This window comes from Pseudoalteromonas sp. S2721 (genome assembly GCF_005887425.1).
Taxonomy (GTDB): domain Bacteria; phylum Pseudomonadota; class Gammaproteobacteria; order Enterobacterales; family Alteromonadaceae; genus Pseudoalteromonas; species Pseudoalteromonas simplex.
Genome location: NZ_PNCZ01000075.1, coordinates 12,339 through 31,193, shown reverse-complemented (window position 1 = coordinate 31,193; position 18,855 = coordinate 12,339). Strand labels below are relative to the sequence as shown.

At 41.0% G+C, this 18,855-nt stretch carries 17 protein-coding genes and 1 pseudogene; 9 read left to right on the top strand and 9 right to left on the bottom strand.

Going from position 1 to position 18,855, the window contains the following annotated elements; all coding sequences use genetic code 11:
* The first annotated feature begins 62 nt into the window (after positions 1-62).
* The 3 genes from CWC02_RS19670 to CWC02_RS19660 are packed head-to-tail and all read left to right on the top strand — an operon-like array spanning position 63 to position 2,781.
* Entirely contained in the window at positions 63-1,076 is a 1,014-nt protein-coding gene (locus CWC02_RS19670) for a phospholipase C/P1 nuclease family protein (protein ID WP_138619861.1), read from the top strand.
* Positions 1,076-2,260 (top strand): peptidylprolyl isomerase, encoded by a 1,185-nt coding sequence (locus CWC02_RS19665; protein ID WP_249364144.1) that lies wholly within the window; start codon positions 1,076-1,078, stop codon positions 2,258-2,260. Before CWC02_RS19670 ends, CWC02_RS19665 begins: the two co-directional genes overlap by 1 nt.
* Complete coding sequence (locus tag CWC02_RS19660; RefSeq protein WP_138619860.1) at positions 2,257-2,781, top strand: hypothetical protein; 525 nt, start codon at positions 2,257-2,259, stop codon at positions 2,779-2,781. The genes CWC02_RS19665 and CWC02_RS19660 overlap by 4 nt, the downstream gene beginning before the upstream one ends.
* 39 nt (positions 2,782-2,820) lie before the next feature.
* Here the strand turns inward: CWC02_RS19660 and CWC02_RS19655 are convergent, their stop codons facing one another.
* On the bottom strand, positions 2,821-3,267 hold the full coding sequence (locus CWC02_RS19655) for an Hsp20 family protein (protein ID WP_054562102.1): 447 nt from the start codon (positions 3,265-3,267) through the stop codon (positions 2,821-2,823).
* A 329-nt stretch (positions 3,268-3,596) separates the two neighbouring features.
* Here CWC02_RS19655 and CWC02_RS19650 point away from each other — a divergent pair, with 329 nt between their 5' ends.
* The 3 genes from CWC02_RS19650 to CWC02_RS19640 all read left to right on the top strand — a co-directional run bounded on the left by CWC02_RS19650 (position 3,597) and on the right by CWC02_RS19640 (position 6,383).
* A complete protein-coding gene (locus CWC02_RS19650) occupies positions 3,597-4,055 on the top strand; it encodes a TlpA family protein disulfide reductase (RefSeq protein WP_228290524.1) in 459 nt (152 codons plus the stop codon).
* Between the two features lie 111 nt (positions 4,056-4,166).
* A complete protein-coding gene (locus CWC02_RS19645) occupies positions 4,167-4,430 on the top strand; it encodes a GrxA family glutaredoxin (protein WP_054553185.1) in 264 nt (87 codons plus the stop codon).
* Positions 4,431-4,577: 147 nt separating this feature from the next.
* The gene (locus tag CWC02_RS19640) at positions 4,578-6,383 is read left to right on the top strand and encodes a DEAD/DEAH box helicase (RefSeq protein ID WP_138619858.1); all 1,806 of its coding nucleotides are present in this window, start codon (positions 4,578-4,580) and stop codon (positions 6,381-6,383) included.
* Between the two features lie 135 nt (positions 6,384-6,518).
* Here the strand turns inward: CWC02_RS19640 and CWC02_RS19635 are convergent, their stop codons facing one another.
* The 7 genes and pseudogenes from CWC02_RS19635 to CWC02_RS19605 form a co-directional block, all read right to left on the bottom strand.
* Positions 6,519-8,078 carry an AbgT family transporter gene (locus CWC02_RS19635; RefSeq protein ID WP_054562105.1) on the bottom strand — a complete coding sequence of 520 codons (1,560 nt, stop codon included), beginning with the start codon at positions 8,076-8,078 and terminating at the stop codon, positions 6,519-6,521.
* 148 nt (positions 8,079-8,226) lie between these two features.
* Positions 8,227-8,505, bottom strand: coding sequence for a YfcL family protein (locus CWC02_RS19630; RefSeq protein WP_054553188.1), 279 nt, complete (start codon positions 8,503-8,505; stop codon positions 8,227-8,229).
* Between the two features lie 2 nt (positions 8,506-8,507).
* The gene (locus tag CWC02_RS19625) at positions 8,508-9,650 is read right to left on the bottom strand and encodes an ATP-NAD kinase family protein (protein ID WP_138598994.1); all 1,143 of its coding nucleotides are present in this window, start codon (positions 9,648-9,650) and stop codon (positions 8,508-8,510) included.
* Positions 9,640-10,209: an elongation factor P hydroxylase gene (locus CWC02_RS19620; RefSeq protein ID WP_138598995.1), complete on the bottom strand. Its 570-nt coding sequence runs from the start codon at positions 10,207-10,209 to the stop codon at positions 9,640-9,642. Before CWC02_RS19620 ends, CWC02_RS19625 begins: the two co-directional genes overlap by 11 nt.
* 90 nt (positions 10,210-10,299) lie before the next feature.
* A pseudogene (locus CWC02_RS19615) lies at positions 10,300-11,907 on the bottom strand (HD-GYP domain-containing protein); the annotation flags it as partial.
* A 927-nt stretch (positions 11,908-12,834) separates the two neighbouring features.
* Positions 12,835-13,998, bottom strand: a complete 1,164-nt coding sequence (locus CWC02_RS19610) for a GGDEF domain-containing protein (RefSeq protein ID WP_138619856.1) — start codon at positions 13,996-13,998, stop codon at positions 12,835-12,837.
* A gap of 174 nt (positions 13,999-14,172) precedes the next feature.
* Positions 14,173-14,823, bottom strand: a complete 651-nt coding sequence (locus tag CWC02_RS19605) for a glutathione S-transferase family protein (RefSeq protein ID WP_138619855.1) — start codon at positions 14,821-14,823, stop codon at positions 14,173-14,175.
* Between the two features lie 101 nt (positions 14,824-14,924).
* Here CWC02_RS19605 and CWC02_RS19600 point away from each other — a divergent pair, with 101 nt between their 5' ends.
* From CWC02_RS19600 to CWC02_RS19590, 3 genes are all read left to right on the top strand, one after another.
* Positions 14,925-15,782: a LysR family transcriptional regulator gene (locus CWC02_RS19600; RefSeq protein ID WP_138619854.1), complete on the top strand. Its 858-nt coding sequence runs from the start codon at positions 14,925-14,927 to the stop codon at positions 15,780-15,782.
* A gap of 86 nt (positions 15,783-15,868) precedes the next feature.
* Positions 15,869-16,486, top strand: coding sequence for a DUF6795 domain-containing protein (locus CWC02_RS19595; protein WP_138619853.1), 618 nt, complete (start codon positions 15,869-15,871; stop codon positions 16,484-16,486).
* Positions 16,487-16,497: 11 nt separating this feature from the next.
* The gene (locus CWC02_RS19590; protein ID WP_138619852.1) at positions 16,498-17,652 is read left to right on the top strand and encodes a lipase family protein; all 1,155 of its coding nucleotides are present in this window, start codon (positions 16,498-16,500) and stop codon (positions 17,650-17,652) included.
* Positions 17,653-17,737: 85 nt separating this feature from the next.
* Here the strand turns inward: CWC02_RS19590 and aroC are convergent, their stop codons facing one another.
* Positions 17,738-18,838, bottom strand: coding sequence for a chorismate synthase (aroC, locus tag CWC02_RS19585; protein WP_138619851.1), 1,101 nt, complete (start codon positions 18,836-18,838; stop codon positions 17,738-17,740).
* Positions 18,839-18,855: the final 17 nt, after the last annotated feature.

Here is an 18,855-nt window from a genome sequence, read left to right as displayed (position 1 = left end):
CTCTAGTGTAACCACGCTCTTTTTTAATAGCGCTGCATATTAAATAACACTTTGAGGACACAATGAAAAAAACACTTATTAGCGCAGCGTTTTTAATTGCATGCTGCAGTAACGTACATGCGTTTAGTCAAGAAACCCACAAACGTATCGTGATTGATGCCGTTAACTACATGCAACAACACCCAAGCACAACACAATACGCTGCGTTAGTCAGCTATGCTCAGCAAAATAATATGACTGTCGCTCAGCTTGGCGAGCTACTTGGGCAAGCAGCCTATGACGTCGATGATTTTGAGGACACGTTTTTTTGTGGTGCTATTACAGGTTCTTGCGTACAAGCACCAGTTTGGGGTGCTGCAGAAAGTATTGTGAAATACACCAGTTATTGGCACTTTCAAAATCACACCCAAGGTGCTGATCAACATGGCAACGACTTTGGCGGCTACAACTATCAAAAACTAACAGTATGGGGAGCTGTTGATAATCTTGCCGCAACGTGGCTCAAAGGTGATTACCTTGATGATGGTAAAGGTGGTGAAACAGGCTGGTTCAATGCTGACTCTTCAAAATATAATAGCTATGGCGTTACTGAAGCCCATTACCGTATAGATAGCCAATCAAGTTACACCATGTATGATGACTTTGAGGAAATGCCATTCCAACCTATCGATAACTTAGGGCAATACTGGTATCAAAGTTACTTACAAAGCGGTAATCCACAGATTTTAGGTTTTGTATTTCACACCACCGATTTACTCCAACCTCATCATACTTGGACAACCTCCGATCTAAATCACTCAAGCTGGGAAAGTTGGGTGAATGACTACTACGACCAAGAAAACCTCAACGATCCAGCACTCGTTTCACAAGCCATGGCAACCTTTGCTGCATTAGATACACAATCAACTGATGTACGCCCTTTGTTAACCCAAGGCGGTGCATTTTCGTATGCACAAGGTGGGATCGTGTTAAATTCAAAAGATCATTACGACCGACTCGATACTGCAAAACAAGTGGTTCCCCATGCGATTGCAATGGTGGTTCACCTACTTAATCATGCCATGGTTGCTCGATAATGCGTGGGCTTTACATTTTGACAGCACTGCTAGGTTTGCTTTTTAGCAACCTAGCAGTTGCTGCGTTTAATCAATACACAGAATCTGAAATTGATCTCATGTGGCAGGTCTACAAAGAACAAAGCCCAGATATTAGCAAACAGCAAACACGTGAACGCCTTTACGAAAATCAATTTTTACTTAAGTACGCACAGAAAAGCATGCCTGAGCTTGTAGAGCGCCAAGCGAGTGTTGGCTTTTCAACTCATTACCATGTAATGCGCTACTTAGATAATCTGTTTATTCATCAGTTAAATCTCACCGGTAAAGCAGCTATAACTGGGCTTGAACCATTTGATAAACACTGGCTGAAAACCAACTTAGGGCTATATCCTCTGGATGGTCAGTACAGTGATGCCCAAATCAAACAGTTCAATGCTATTAAACTCGATTTGTTTGAAAACCCAATGACGCTGTACGAATTTATTGCACCTCTTTCTATGCAGACTCGCTTTCGTTTGCATCAAGGAGATAGCGAACTGTTCAAAACCGAAGTTTTAAAACATCGACAATTTCTTTTGCATTTAAAGCAAGCTGATGCGGTCATACAAACACAGCAAATTTCGCTACCCCATCTTTATTCTATAGCCAAGGGCGATATCCTAAGGCCTTCGATTCAAAGCTGGTTAGGGGTAAAAGGTATTATGCATGTAGAGAGCCCAGTGTTAACTCGCTTAGAGAATAAGGTTACTGACGCTGAAATCCAGCAATATTACCAACAACACAAAGAAAGATTTCATTATCTAAAATCGGTTAAGGCCCATGGCGGCGAATTTACCGATAGAGAAGCGGCTTTAGCATTTAAAAAGCAAGCTGAAACAAGCTCAATACAACACGCACTAAAGCAATTAAATCAGCCCGATATTTACGCTCAATATAATAACTACTTAACCCGAGAGCATAAACGAAATTGGGCAGTACAATTAGCATTCACACAAAAGCCTCAACAGTTAAGTGAGGTAATACGCTCACCGAATGGTTTATGGGTGGTAGTAATGAGCTATGATCATGCGTTTGGCTACTTTGACGCAAATGACGAAACAGTACGCTATCAAGCCAAAAAGGCCATCGCAGTTGAAAAAGCCATAATTAACTACCAACAGAGTTGGTTGGCGTGGCAAAAAGCGCATGGGATTAAGTTATGAAATGGCTAGCTTTAGCACTTTGTGTGCTTTTTAGTGCTGCGGTTATTATGCATGTGCAATCAAAACATATTGCTTTAGTGCCTGCTGAAAAAGCACTGCTGCCCGTTGAGGTTGAGAAAAAAGATGTTCGTAATCAACAAGCAATGACCAGTATGCACGTAAAGCCAACTTTAATTACCAGTGAAACAATCGATGAGGCCGTTACAAATGCGGCAATCACAACTCCCGATTACTTTCCACCCATTGCAAAACAACCCCAACAGACGAAGCGGTTTACAGGTGATCTTAATGACCATAAAGCGTATCAGGCATACCATCAAACACAACAAACTGAATTAGAACTTCGCTTTATTGATGCCGCAGAAAGTAAAATTGCTACTCTCGAATCCCTTTTAGAACGTGGTAAGCAAGCGGGATTGTCAGAAGATAAGCTTAATGAAGCCGAAGATAAAATTGCGGCTTTAAAGACGCTGCAAGCGGAATTAGTTGCTAAACATAACGAAAAAAGCCGCCTCAAATGAGGCGGCAAAACTAACTAGGGGAAACAATGCTGTTGGAAATTACTTGTTTTCGAGTAATTTACCATTACCGATTTCAATTTTACGTGGTTTTAAAGCTTCTGGAATTTCACGCTCTAAATCGATACTTAGTAAGCCATTTTCAAGGTCAGCGCCAAGCACTTTAACGTGGTCACCTAATTGGAACTTACGCTCAAAGTTACGCTCTGCAATGCCTTGGTGAATGAACTTACGTTCAGCATTATCTTGTTTATCAGCTTTAGTACCGCTGACTTTCAATGTGTTGTTTTCTGACTCAATGGTCAATTCACTGTCACTAAAACCTGCTACAGCCATAGTGATACGATATTTGTCTTTATCGAGTGCTTCGATGTTGTACGGAGGAAAACTTGGCTGCTTGTCTGTGCGAGCTGCCGCATCCATTAATGATGCTAAATGATCGAAACCGATGAATGAACGATAAAGTGGTGATAAGTCTACTGTACGCATAATTATATCCTCATATTTAAGCGATATTTTGTTAGTACTCTTCTATTGAACCAGTGCTAACAAAGTTAAATTAATACTATATATTTCAATTACTTTAGTTTGTTTGGGACCCATCAGGCGTCCTCACTAAACTATTTATGGGCGGGTAAAATCTTTTCAAGATTTTTAGCAAAAAAAATTGTAATTTTTTTAAATTAAATGAAAGTTAAGTGCTCTCAAACTGGTCTGAATAAGTTGATTTTAAAGGGCTAACAACGTACAAAATAACAATGAAAAAAAATCCAACTTTTTTAAAAAAATTTATCAGTGTGCTAAAAAATGTCGTTTTAATGGCAGTCGTTGTGTATGCCGTGACCGCATTTCAGCAACGTAATTTACTCTCAACTGATAAAACCCCTGCCCCCTATTTTAATTTAGCCACGCTAAAAAACCCGACAGAGCGGATGACCATTGCACAATTACAAGGCAAGCAAACAGTGGTGTATTTCTTTGCGCCTTGGTGCTCAATTTGTCGTTACAGTATGCCAAATTTAGAAAAGGCTCATCAGCAAGGTAAGTTAAATGCCATAGCAATTGCCCTTGATTACCAAAACATTACTGAAGTAAAACAGTTTACTAATTCACTCGAATTAACAATGCCGGTGCTACTTGGCAGTAAAAGTACAGGTCAAGATTATAAAATCAGTGCCTACCCAACTTATTATGTTATTGATGAACAGTTGGCCATTACTGCGCATTCTATGGGTTACTCAACAGAACTAGGCCTTAGAATGCGAACTCTAGATTAGCTCAATCGCTAATAATGAGAAAAAACAGAATAGTGCAATCGATTTTATGCGCTGTTTTTATTCATTTAATCCGTTAAGATGATAATCAGATAAACCATCGAGGAGAGCGATATGTTAACTGTAATTTTTGGCCGTGAAGGCTGCCCATACTGTGTTCGTGCAAAAGACGTTGCTGAAAAACTAGCAAATGAGCGTGACGATTTTAAATACCGTTATATCGACATCATTAAAGAAGGCATCAGCAAAGCAGATTTAGAACAGTCTGCAGGCAAACCTTGCCCAACCGTACCACAGATTTTTATTGACCAAGCCCACATTGGTGGCTTTACTGAATTCGAAGCGTACGCTAAAGAAAATTTAGGGTTATATCAATAAATTGTAAACGTGGTTGATTTTGGTAAATTTAAACTGATTAAATTATGACCAACATCAACCACATACAAATTAGTTGTAATTTATACAAGCAATTGCCTTGTATTTCCTATACAATGCGCGCCTCTTTAAATTCGTTGAGGCGTATTAATGTCAGAACCAGTCACGTTTGAATCTCTAAATCTTTCTCCTGCAATCCTTAAAGCAGTTGAAGAGTTGGGTTACAAGACTCCATCTGAAATCCAAGCTCAATGTATACCGTTATTGCTAGAAAGAAAGGACGTACTGGGACTAGCGCAAACGGGTACAGGTAAAACAGCAGCATTTGCACTGCCGTTACTAAATAATATTGACCCGTCTGTGAAGCAGCCACAGATCCTTGTTTTAACGCCTACGCGTGAACTTGCGATCCAAGTAGCTGAGGCATTCGAACAATATGCTAAGCATACTCGTGGTGTTGAAGTTTTAGCCCTTTATGGTGGCCAAAGCTATAGCATCCAACTAAGTGCACTTCGTCGTGGCGCGCAAATCATTGTTGCAACGCCAGGTCGCTTAATTGACCACATTAACCGTGGCACAATCAAGTTTGAGAGCTTACAAGCCCTTGTTCTTGATGAAGCAGACGAAATGTTACGCATGGGCTTCATTGATGATGTAGAAAGCATCATGGAGAAAACGCCACGTGAAAAGCAAACATGTCTTTTCTCTGCGACCATGCCTAAGCAAATTCAAAATATCAGCAGCAAGTACATGAATGAGCCTGAGCAAGTTCATATCTCTGCGCGTAACTCAACTGTATCAACGGTTGAGCAAGTATTTTGGAATGCACACGTACACAAAAACAAAGCTATCGTTCGCTTCTTAGAAGCAGAACAATACGATGGTGCAATTGTTTTCGTACGTACACGTAACGACACGGTACAGTTAGCTGAATTACTTGAGCGCGAAGGTTTCTCTGCGGCACCACTTAATGGTGACATGAACCAACAAGCACGTGAACGTACAGTAGATCGTTTGAAAAACGGCCTAGTTGATATCGTTATTGCAACAGACGTTGCTGCACGTGGTCTTGATGTAGACCGTTTAAGCTTAGTAATTAACTACGATATTCCACAAGATTCAGAAGCCTACGTTCACCGTATTGGCCGTACTGGTCGTGCGGGTCGTCAAGGTAAAGCGATTCTTTTCGTAAAACATAACGAGCGTTATTTACTTAAAAATATCATTCGTCATACGAAATCTGATATCGCACAAGTTGATTTACCAACAGCTAAAGTTGTTGAAGAAAAGCGCATTAAAGCGCTTCAAGACAAGCTTACAATTGCGCTTGAAAACAAAGACATCACTTTCTTTAATCAAGTTGCTGCTGATATGGCAGAAAAACTTGAATTAAGTGCTGAAGACTTAGCAGGTGCATTACTTTGTTTAGCGCAGCAACAATCACCAATCAAGGTTGAAGAAGTTAAAGTTCAACCGCGTGGCGAGCGCAACGAGCGTCGTCGCAATGACCGTGGTGATCGTGGCGACCGCCAAGGACGCGAGCGTAAACCTCGTGAGCCGCGTGAGCGCAACAGCCGTAACATGGGTCCTATGGATACTTACCGTATCGAAGTAGGTCGTGAGCACGGTGTACAAGTTAAAAATATCGTTGGTGCGATTGCTAACGAAGCTGATATCTCAAGCAAGTTCATTGGTGATATTCGCTTACATGACAATCACAGTACGGTACAGTTACCACAAAACATGCCAAAAGATGTGCTTGATCACTTCCAAAAGGTATTTATCTGTAAACGTCCGATGAATATGACGCTAACGCAAGACCAAGGTCCTGCGGCTCCTCGCTCAGAGCGCCCAAGCGGTGATCGTGGTGATAAGAAGCGTAACTTCAAAGACCGGGGTGAAAAACGTGGTGGCCCTCGTAAAGAGCGTCGTCCAGTGAGCTTCACTGCCAACTAATTGAAGCTTAAGCTTTAAGCAATAAAAAACCTTGTCATGCGAGTGACAAGGTTTTTTTGTGTCTGTAGTAAAGCTATCAGACTTCAGTTTTTTAAAGCCTCACGCTGGATGGCTGAGGCTTTGTTACTCTAATTGTTATGAGCCGATGGCTGGGTATGCGTAGCTTGATTGAAGACCTAGTGGAATACCTAAGCCCCAGTACGCGAGTAAGAAGATGCTCCAACCGATTAAGAAGGCAATTGAGTACGGTAACATCATCGCGATTAAGGTGCCGATACCGGTGCCTTTAACATACTTTTGGCAGTACACAACAACCAGTGGGAAGTATGGCATTAGTGGCGTGATGATATTCGAGCTTGAGTCACCTACACGGTACGCAGCTTGCGTTAAATCAGGTGAAATACCCAGTTGCATCAGCATGGGTACAAAGATTGGCCCTAATAGCGCCCATTTTGCCGAGCTTGAGCCAACAAATAGATTCACGAACGCCGTTAAGAAGATAATACCGACCACAGTGACTGAGCTTGGCAGAGCCATTGCTTTTAATAGTTGCGCCCCTTCAATCGCAAGTAATGCACCTAGGTTTGATTTACTAAATGCAGCAATAAATAACGCACAGAAGAACGCCATGACAATATAATAAGCCATACCGCTCATCGCTTTGCTCATTGCATCGATCATATCTTTAGAGCTTTTGAAGGTACCCACGGCAAAACCGTATACGGCACCTGGGATCCAAAACAGTAAGAAGATAAGCGGTACAATTGATTGCATTAACGGTGAACGGAAATTAGTTAATGAGCCATCACTGCTTCGCATCGCGGAGTCTGCTGGGGCCGAAACAAACCATAGTAGCGCAAGGCCTGCAATCATCACTGTGCTTGCAATATAGAACGCACGCTTTTCATCACTGCGTGCTTCATCAAAGGCAGGTAGGTCTTCGGTATCTCCATCAAGTGGCGTGTTTTGTAAACGCGGCTCGATGATTTTATCTGTGATATACCAGCCTAATAAGATAATAAATAAGCTCGAAGCTGAGGTGAAAAACCAGTTATTGAGCGGGTTAATCGCCATATCTGGGTTAATAATTTGCGCCGCACTTTGGGTAAAGCTTTGCAGTAACGGATCAATCCCTGACGGAATAAAGTTTGCGCTAAAGCCACCACTTACCCCAGCAAACGCTGCTGCAATACCAGCAAGCGGATGACGCCCCATCGCATAGAAAATAACCCCAGCAAGTGGGATCACTAACACATAACCGGCATCAGTTGCGGTATGGCTGACAATCGCCACTAAAATAATAGACGGTGTTAAAAGCTGCTTAGGCGTTACTTTTAACATTAATTTAAGGCCGGTATTGATAAAGCCAGAATGCTCAGCAACACCAACACCTAACATAGCAACCAGCACCACACCAAGCGGCGCAAAGCCAGTGAAGGTTTTAACCATCGAAGATAAGAAGGTGGCAAGGGAGTCCCCTGCTAATAGGTTATTTACAACGATGGCTTCGCCAGTGCGCGGGTCGATTGCATCAAATGTAGTGCCCGAGAAAAGCCAAGATAAAAACCAAATAAGTAGCATGGCGACTAAGAATATAATCGCCGGATCAGGCAGCTTATTACCCACCCTTTCTATGGTATTTAGAAAACGTGCGATTGCACCACTTGGTGCCTGCACATCATTATTGTTATTCATTTTCAAATTCCCTGGAAAAATATCTCGTTAACCTTAACGTATCTAACTACTAAGGTAAATTTTAAGTTAATGAAATTACCTGATAAAGGTAAAGTGATAATGTAAAAAAAGCGACACAGGTCGCTTTACAGAGTTTTATTTAATTAGATTAAGCTGCAAGTGCTTTCACTTCATCCCATAGGCGCACAACAAGCTCTTTATCTTCTTCGTTTAGCTCACCGTTGCGGTAAGCTTTAACTAGGCTAGATTCAACTTGATTGTTTAACTCATCAATCGATAAGTTTAATTCTTCTACTTGTGCATAGCCTACTGCTAAGTCAAAGTGACCACGTAAATAGCCACCAGCAAATAGCTCGTCGTCTGTTGCTTTATCAACTAAATCATCAAAATATTGCTGCGCTGCATCAATATAACTTACTAAACTCATTGTTACTTCTCCTCTGGGTGCAGCCCATCTTGATGACCCACTGCATACATAATATGGTCATTGAAACCTGTGGTTACGCGAATATAACCACTTAATTCATCGTCTAACTCACTGTCACCCGTATCGGCAATCAGTGGTCGGCCATTCAAGGCCTGTAATTTAGTTTTAGTGGCTACAACAATAATGTTGTCGCGGCCAATAGCACGAATAAGTGCAGGGCTTAATTGCTGATTACCTCGGCCGAAGATATGGCCTTGGCCACCAATTAAGGTGATCACCAATTTGGTTTCTTTACCTTGTGTGAGCTCAAGTAATTGCTGAGCAGTTAAATCCTGCGCGATAAGCTCTTGGTCTGCCACTAAGTCTACACCTAGCAAGGTATTTTCAAGACCCATTTCTTCCATAATTGCCGCGACTGTAGAACCACTGCCCATCACATATAAGCAGTCTTCATCCATTTCACTAACAACATAGGCAGCTATATCGGCAAGCACTAATTCATCGGTTTCTTTACCGCCATTTTTAACTGCCTGTACATAACGTACTTCACTCGGCACTTGCATTTCACCATAGCGCTTAGCTTTTACCGTGCCTTCGCGAAATGCTTCTTCGTCGATATCCATCACATCAGCATCGCCAAGGCTGACAAGTTCACCTTTAACTAGCATCTCAACAACACGCCCAGCTGCTTTTGGGGTAATAGCATAAACCCCAGAATGAATTTTGCAGCCTGCAGGAATACCTAATACAGGAGTGCTATCGCCAACCGCATGACAAACATTGCGGGCAGTACCATCGCCACCTGCAAATAAAATTAGGTCGACACCTTGCTCAACTAATAGCTTGGCAGCCTGCTCTGTGTCATCTGGGGTGGTGATATCGTTTGTTTGGTAAATAACGTGGCTTTGAAAGCCTAGCTGCTTTGCCGTTTGCTCGCCCATTTCACCGTTTACAGTGTAAATGGTTAAATCATCTTGATGGGCAAGCAGCACTTCAAGTGCCGCTCGGGTACGTAAGTTTGCTTTTGGCTCAGCACCAAGTTGCATTGCTTTTGCGGCGGTATCTGCGCCATCACTGCCCTTTAGTGCGACACTGCCACCTAAGCCGGCAACCGGATTTACAATCAAGCCTAATTTAAACTGCATCAGATAAAGCTCCTGGGTTGCCATGAAAATCGCGCTGCCACGTAAACTGTGCAGCCGTTAGTGGCCATGGGGTTTTATAGAAATCACTCAATGCTTTAAGCAGTGCTGTCGTGCGCTGGTTAAAACCAGATGCTAAAAAGCTCAACACTTGCTGGTGAACGCGCGCTTGAAAATCGAATCGGCAGGTTTGCTCGCCATTTAAATTATCAACCGATACATTAAAATCGAAACCTGCTGCAGTACTGAGCGCCCATTCAATAGCTTGGGGCTTTACTTCAACTGCTTCAAATTCAGCTTGCTGGTGCTTATCACGACCATCTGGGCAATACCAATAGCCATAATCTTCTTTTAACCGACGTGCCTCACCAGCCACCAGCCAATGGGCAATTTCGTGTAAGGCGCTGGCATAAAAGCCGTGGGCAAACACAATTTGGTGATAAGGCGTTTGCTCATCAGCAGGCAGGTAAATTGGTTCATCATCACCCTTTATCAAACGCGTGTTATGGCTTTGATAAAAGGTGTTTTCAAAAATAGCGATTAAGTCAGCAATCTGATGCATACGGCTTGAATTCATCTCGTTAAAAGCGTCACTAAAAACGAGGCGAATTGTACGGACTTTTCACTCCAAAGTAAAAGCAACCGCCCTCAGTTACAGGTATTTTGCGATATCAACATCATCGATTTGCTCTGGGTTTAAATAGCGTTTTGCATACTTTAGGTAAATACCTGATGTTAAGAATAATTTGAATACATCTTCATCAACATGCTGATCGGCTACCATCTTGGCTAAAATATCAATGGCAACACTGAGTGGCTTGGCTTTTTTATAAGGCCTATCGGCCGCGGTTAATGCTTCGAAGATATCAGCAAGTACTAACACACGTTCGGGTATTGATAACTGCTCAGCGGTTAATTTTCGCGGATAGCCTGTCCCTTTTAAAGTTTCGTGATGAGTAGAAGCATAGCGCGGAACTTTCGCTAATTCTTTCGGGAATGGCACACTACCTAGCATACGAATTGTGCTGATCACATGCTCATTGATCTTAAATCGGTCTTCCGCTGTTAACGTGCCTCGTGCCACAGATAAGTTATACACTTCACCAAGGTTATATTTATACTCAGGAATTGCCATGTTAATGCCTAAACTTTCTGGGTACTCAACGGCTTTTTCGTGTGGAATTAAATCACTTGGCTTATCGCTCAGGAGTGACTCTTCAACAGGTAAATGCTGATTTTTCAAATCAGCCATACGCATTTCTTCAAGGGGCGATAAACCTAAACTTGCGTCAAAATGACGCTGCCACTTGATGCTAGCAACCTCATGTAAACGAGACAACTGCGCTTCATCCATAAACTCACCACCAACATTACAAGCGGCAATGAAGCTAAAGTCTGCGTGTAACTTCTCTGTTTGTTGCTCAAGCTTTTGTTTAAGCACAGATTGCTGCTCTGGATGCGCTAATAGTTGCTCATAGTAGGTAATTTTTGCATCACGTAGTAGCACTTCAAATCGGGTGCGTACCTCATGAATACGGTTATAAATGGTTTCGAGCTTAGTGCCTTTATCAACAATATGCTCTGGTGTAGTGATTTTACCGCAGTCATGTAGCCACGCTGCTAAGCGGAATTCTCGTCGCTCATCCGGGGTTTTAAAACTGAACTCAGAAAACGCCTCATCTGTTGAACCTGATGCTGCATCAGCAAGCCAAATACCCAACTCAGGCACCCGCTCACAATGCCCTGCCGTATATGGCGATTTATCATCAATGGCTTGCGCTATAAGCTCTACAAACGACTCCATCAACGCTTTTTGTGAGTTTTCATGTTGCTCAATCGAGCGACTCATATCAACCATCGAACTAGCTAAATAATGAATTTCTAAAATATGACTCGAAAGCGTTGAAACCTCATTGTAGTCACGCTGTTGAATTTTTTTATTCTCACCCACTAATTTAAGTATTGGGTTAACGATTGAAGAGGCAAAAAACCAAGAGACAGGCAGCAGCAAAAGCAAACATAACCCTGTAACTAATATTGAGATCTGAATCTTTTCTTTAATAATTGCTAGCACATCGTTTTTAGCCACAAGAACCGCAAAATAATCAATTTCATCAGATTGCATTTCACTACTGAGTGGCAGTTGCAATACAAACATATATTTCTCAACACCATCCTCATTCACACTTAGCATTTTACCAAATTGATGTTGTTCATTAGCGAGTCCTATGGTTTGCTCATTTGTTTTGATTATCTTGGATAAGTCATCAAACGAGTGATGATGACCTTGTGTTTTACTTTTAGCAATTATTTCTCCATCTCCACGATAAACGTACATTTCGGAAGAAACTAGAAACTGCATTTTTTGCTGTTGTTTAATTAAAAATGCACTCAAGCTAGAACTTGCAACATCAATAGCGAGCACTCCTCCCGTTTGTTCAGATTTTATTGTGTACGTATAACCAGGTATCTTTAGTAGATTAAAAATATACTGTCGAGTTTTGGTAACTGTGCCAACTTTTGCATCGTTAAACCATAACCGCTTTCGAGGGTCGTAATCTGGGGTTTGTTTGTATTTCCTATTTAATGATAGGTTTTCATCTAAATAATATGTAGTTTGATGACGAGACTCACCCTGCCCTAACACCTTAAAAATAAGCCATCTATCTTCAGCTCTAAGATCGTTAGGTTTTGGTAATTGAGCATGACCACGTAAATTCACAACTTCGATGAAGTCACCATTAGCATACCCTAACAATAATGAATGAAAGTCTGGGTGTTTGTTTAATACTTCTATTAGAATATTTCGCAAAGAATTATTTTCATCAAAGTTCTCTGAAAACAGTCTGTTATCGTGGATCATAACACTTAATGTATTATCTACCCGCTGATTAATTCGAGTGATGTGGTCAGCTATTTGTTGGCTGGTTGATTTGAATTGTTCGGTTTTGGTTTGAAGGACTAATTTTTCACTGAAATAATAGTGCAGACTGATCGCCACAATTCCAGTTAGCAAGCTCGCTAGTGCAAATATTAATAACACACTTACGCGTATTGAAATTTTAAATCTTCTTTCATTCTGTGAAAACAATGTGCGACTCCCTGCTAGCTCTAAATAATTATCCAGATATAAATAAATCTAATACATTTTGCTAAACTTACACATAAACCAAATAATCTAGACTCGTTAAATTTTTACTACTAACTGATTTCTACCACTACCTTTTGCTTCGTAGAGTGCAGCATCAGCTCTAGCTATCACTGATTTTTGCTGCTCCTCTCGCATTACTGTTAAACCAAAGCTAGCTCTAATTAATAATGAAAGCTCTCCAACTTCAAATGGTTCAGTATTAAGCTTGGTGATCATATTTTCGATTATTTTTGCAGCATCAGACACCGAACAAAGCGGTAAAACAATAACAAATTCTTCACCACCAAAACGATAAACATCATCGGAAGTGCGTAATGACTGAGTTAAGAAAGTAGAAAAAAGCTCAAGTATGCCATCGCCAACTTCATGACCATGGTTATCATTGACCTGTTTAAAATAATCAATATCAGCCAAAATAACGCACACTTGCTTCATTTTTTGCTGCTGTTGCTTAGTTATCCGTTGATAGTCTTCATAACTATTATCAAAGGCTCTTCTATTCGGTAATTGAGTCAGTGCATCTTTAAATGCTTGGCTCTGCATTTCTTGCGCTAATTGACCTAGTTGCGTATTTCGAACAAAAAGTTCGCGGCGCATTAGGTGCTGATGGGCTGACATGATCATACCAGTTAAATTTACAGCTACATGCGCTAATATGACCATATATGAAGTATGGCTATTAATATCCTTGGTAAAAAAAATCACTAACAAGGCAACTACACTATATGAAAGGCCAAGAAAAGCTGACAACCTAAATGATACCAAAGTTGAAAAATAGAAAGTAATCAAAATTATTACATCGAAAAAAAGGTGCAGTATGTAAGTACGCTCATAGGTATACGCCATTGATTGCATACTTAGAGATAAAAAAGCCATAAACAAAACTGTGATGTACTTAAATTGTTTTAAGCTCTTTACAAAACTAAGCCCTATTCCACCGATAATACAAATAGAAACAATAACGGTTCGACCTATCAAAGCAATGTTAGGCCAAAATTCAGCTTGAATAATCAATTCATCAAAGAACGTAACTAATGTTGTGACCAATGCAACTGTAAAACATAAAAACTGCGCGACCCTTCTATCCTGTTTAAATTTGCTTTGCAAAAATATTTGCTCGACCTGCAATGAATTAAACTGGCAAGCAAAGCGCTTTATTGTCAGATCTTTGTTTAATAACTTTGCAGCAAATGCGCCCATAAATACGTGCCTAATGAAATGAGTAACAGAGGAATGTTCAAATAAAGAGCTATTCCCCTATTATAGAATGATAGTTCATTAATTAAACTAGTCATTTTGTATAAAAATACCTCAAATTAGCCATTAAAAAGCAGGGATTAGTTACAAAGCATTAATAAAATACTCTTTATTTTTTTACCAAGCATTCTCGCCGGCCTCATCAGACTTGACTATATCGGTTTCTTTTAACGCTTCTCGAATCCAGGTTTGCATGACTGGACACGCAAATACATGCTGACAATAAGCTTGTGCAGCACGCGAAAGCGTAACCTGATACGTTTTAAAGCGCAGTACCACAGGTGCAAACATTGCATCAACAATAGAGAATTCGCCAAATAACCACGCATTAGGATACCTTTGCTGTTGAGCCGAAAATATCTCATCGATACGGGCAATGTCTTTTTTAGCTTGCTCTGATAATTCAACATGCCTGTTAGCGCGAATATTCATTGGCATTTCATTACGAAGTGCAGCAAAACCAGAGTGCATCTCAGCCGCTAAACTGCGTGCTTTTGCTCTTTGGGCTATTTCACTAGGCCAAGCAGCACCATTTAGATAAGCATCATTGATGTATTCACAAATAGCGAGTGAATCCCACACGATTAACTCAGCATCAATAAGGGCCGGCACTTTTTGCACGGGAAACTTACTTTTTAATGCTTCATAAAACTCAGGCGTGTCTAAAACTAATTGTTGCTCTGTAAAAGAAACATTGAATTTACTCAGTAAATACCACGCTCGCAATGACCAAGTTGAGTAGTTTTTATTGCCAATAAATAATTGCATTGTGCTTCCTTTAACGTTTAGATTAGGCTCACTATAAAACAGCAATTGGGTAATTACTCGCCAATTGTTTTTATGCTACCTATAAGAAAAGCTGATACATTATGGATATTGATGCCCTCAGAACTTTTTGTGCCTTTGTTGATACAGGCAGCTTCACACGCGCTGCAGCACAAATTTGCAGAACCCAATCTGCAGTAAGTATGCAGATGAAAAAGCTTGAACAAGACCTCGCAAGTCCGCTATTTGAAAAGCAAGGTCGTCAACTGGTGCTAACCCATCAAGGCCACCAGCTAGCAAGCTATGCAAAGCAATTAATAGCGCTTCATGATGAAGCCTTTAAGCAATTAAAAGCAGGCACTGGCAATTTACGTGTGCGCATTGGCTGCCCTGACGATTATGCCCACTCTTTACTACCAGAGCTTGTTGATGCTTTACACCAACAGTTTAATGCACTGGATTTACAAATAAGCTGCGCCCCAAGTACTGAGCTTAGAGCCAAACTAGACCAAGGTATGCTCGATTTGGTGATTGCCACTCGCTCGCCAGACAGTGAAGAAGGCTACTTATTGCAATCAAGCCAAGGCGTGTGGGTGAAAAGCCCTGCTTTTGAGATTAACGATTCAACCCCACTTCCAATCGCCTTGTTTCAACGAGACTGTAAGTTTCACCAAGCCAGTATTGAGGGTCTATTAAAGGCCGATCGTCGTTTTAATATTATTGCCTGTTGTGGCTCAGCGGGAGCGTTACATGGCTTGATTAAACAGGGACTGGCAATTGGCAGTATGGCGCGAATAAGCATGCAATCGGGTGTGGAAGAGATCAGCGATAACTCACTTCCGGTACTGCCTGTTATTGATATCGTCCTGCTATACGGTAATCATGCCCACAACCCTCTCAGTCATGAACAGCTTAAGCAGCTTGTAGGACTGATAGCAAACACAGCCTACTCCCCTTATTAAAATTCTAACAGGCATAAAAAAGAAACAATCAACTTTACATCTGTTTTTCAATCTATTAGTGTTCCCTAAATACGCACGGATTGCTTATGAAAAAATCAATTACAAACAAAATTACCCACATTATTCTAGCTCTCTCTACGTGTGTAATTATTTCCACAGCTATAGGTCAAGGAGACGATATGTTTAGCTGGTTCAGAAAGAAAAAAGAAGTATTTTTAAGCCCAGAAGTCAATGGTATTGTGACTGAAAATGGTCAACCTGTTGCTAACTTAGAGATAATTCGCTCATTAATCTACATAGATGAAAAAGTTCATCGCGACACTGCAATAACCGATGAAAACGGGTGCTTTCACTTTCCTAAGAAAACAATTTTATCTTCAATACCTAATAAATTGATTGCTGAGCATCGTGTTTCTCAAGAAATTTTTATTGAAAGAGATAATGAGCTAACTCCTTTATGGGTTGCAACTCAGTCTGGGATTGATGAAATTCCAGAGTACAGCAAGAAGTTGTCATTCTTGAACTGCCAGATGACCGCTCCTCATGTTGTATTTGAGTTCAAAAATCAAAAAAATAAGCACCGTAACTTCGTAGCTCAAAGCATCTGTAGATGGGAAGAAGATTTTCTACCCTATAAGCTTTTAAAGAATGGTAAACAATACCGAATAAATAATTATGACCTAACAGATTTAACTGAAATATAAGGAAGATTGACATGGAAAAAGTCAAAACAGTTCTACCACCTAATATAGCTGCTTTAATAGCTAGTAGAGTATACGACATAAGAAAATCTACATCTTTTAAAGAAGAGTTCGGGCAAAACTTTGACAGCAGTTTCAAAATCACCAGCAATCAAATCAAAGGCGTCAGTGGTGGCTTAATTAACCAACTTCTAAATCGCAGTACTGGGTTTGCCTTAACAGCAGAAGGTGCATCCCCCCAATTTAAAGGCCATCATATTATAGGTATCCGCGGAACTGTTTTTACCTCCTGTTCTGATTGGCTAACCAATTTAAATGTAGCCATTACCCATGGACCTAAAAACTTAGAGGTACACTCTGGTTTCGAAAAAGCATTTACCAGTATGAAGCCCATGTTTGAGGCTTATGTAAAAAGTCATAAACCTAAGTGCTTGCACCTTGTTGGGCATAGCCTTGGTGGTGCAATCGCACAACTCACGGCAATTTGGGCAAGTGAAAAAGGCATTCCTGTAAATTTATATACCTTTGGTGCGCCGCGGGTTGTATTGAACCACTCCGTACATTCTGCCGCGCATAATATTGGCCAGTATCGCGTTACACATGGCGCAGACCCCGTCCCATGCGTGCCTGCTTGGCCTTTTAGCCATACATCTAGCGAATATCAAACGGCAATGAATGAGGGGGCTTTTTTTAATATTGCAGCTCATTCTATGGAAGGTGATACTCCTGGTTACGCTAATACTGTTGCCGCCTATCAAGACTACGCCAGCATGGAAAGCTCAATTAAACCCCTTCACTACAACCATACTGTATTAAAGTATGAACAGCGCTTTAATGTTAGATTCTCGCTTAACTGGCAGCGAGTAATTACCAATGGCTTAATTACTTTTTTAAAGAAAACAGGACAATACGCCTTCATCTCTGCACAGGCAGGTTTAACTGTCGGGTTAACTTTTTATGATATTTTAGCCCGCTGCCTATATGAATCAGTGGTTAAATTTGTCGAGCTTACAGAAGAGTTAAAAGGGTTAATTGGCCATATGCTCGCGTTTGTTGGTAAAGCATCGTATGAAGTCAAAGAGCTTACCGCTCAATTTATTCGTTGGGTATTAGGTTTAATGATCAAAAAGCTATACATGGTAGCAAAGCAGGCAATTGATCGTATTTAAGTTTCTTTATTGACCTTCTGCAATCAAAAACGCGGCAAATCAAGCCGCGTTTTAAGTTTATAGTTCTTTGCTAAATCAAACTAAGTTAATCAATCGAACCTTTGATTGGTCCATGTTCGTGACTTACATGTGGGTTTTGACCACGTTGGCGCAATAAGTGATCCATTAAAGTAATCGCCATCATCGCCTCAGCAATAGGAATTGCACGAATACCTACACAGGGATCATGACGTCCTTTGGTGATCATCTCTACCGCTTCGTTGCTGGTATTAATGCTGTTACCCGGTATGGTAATGCTTGAAGTTGGCTTAAGTGCGATAGAGGCAATGATATCTTGCCCTGTCGAGATACCTGCAAGTACACCGCCCGCGTGATTTGATGTAAACCCGTCTGGAGTTAACTCATCACGGTGTTCAGAGCCCTTTTGCTCAACCACATCAAAGCCATCACCAATCTCAACGCCTTTTACCGCATTAATACTCATTAATGAGTGTGCAAGCTCTGCATCTAGGCGATCAAATACTGGCTCACCAAGACCAACAGGCACATTTTTAGCAACCACTTTAACTTTAGCGCCTACCGAATCACCTTGTTTTTTTAGGTCGCGCATATATTCATCAAGCGCATCTAATTTACTCGGATCAGGAAAGAAAAATGCATTGTTTTCCACTTCATCCCAGTTGTAATCTTCAGCTTTAATTGGTCCAAGCTGGCTCAAACAAGCACGCACTTCAATATCGTGAAATTGTTTTAGGTATTTTTTTGCAATTGCACCCGCCGCTACACGAATCGCCGTTTCACGGGCAGAAGAGCGACCACCACCTCGGTAATCACGGATACCGTACTTATGCCAATAGGTATAATCACCATGACCTGGGCGAAATACATCGGCAATTTTGCCGTAATCTTTTGAACGTTGATCGGTGTTTTCAATCAGTAAACCAATGCTAGTACCAGTGGTTTTACCTTCGAACACACCTGAAAGAATTTTTACTTCGTCACTTTCGCGGCGCTGTGTTGTATATCGACTTTGCCCCGGCTTGCGACGGTCTAAATCAATTTGTAAATCGGCCTCGCTAATCTCAAGACCTGCTGGTGTGCCATCAACAACGCCGCCTAATGCAACGCCGTGGCTCTCACCAAAGGTGGACACTTTAAATAGTTGCCCGATGCTATTACCTGCCATTAATTTTCCTCATTCCT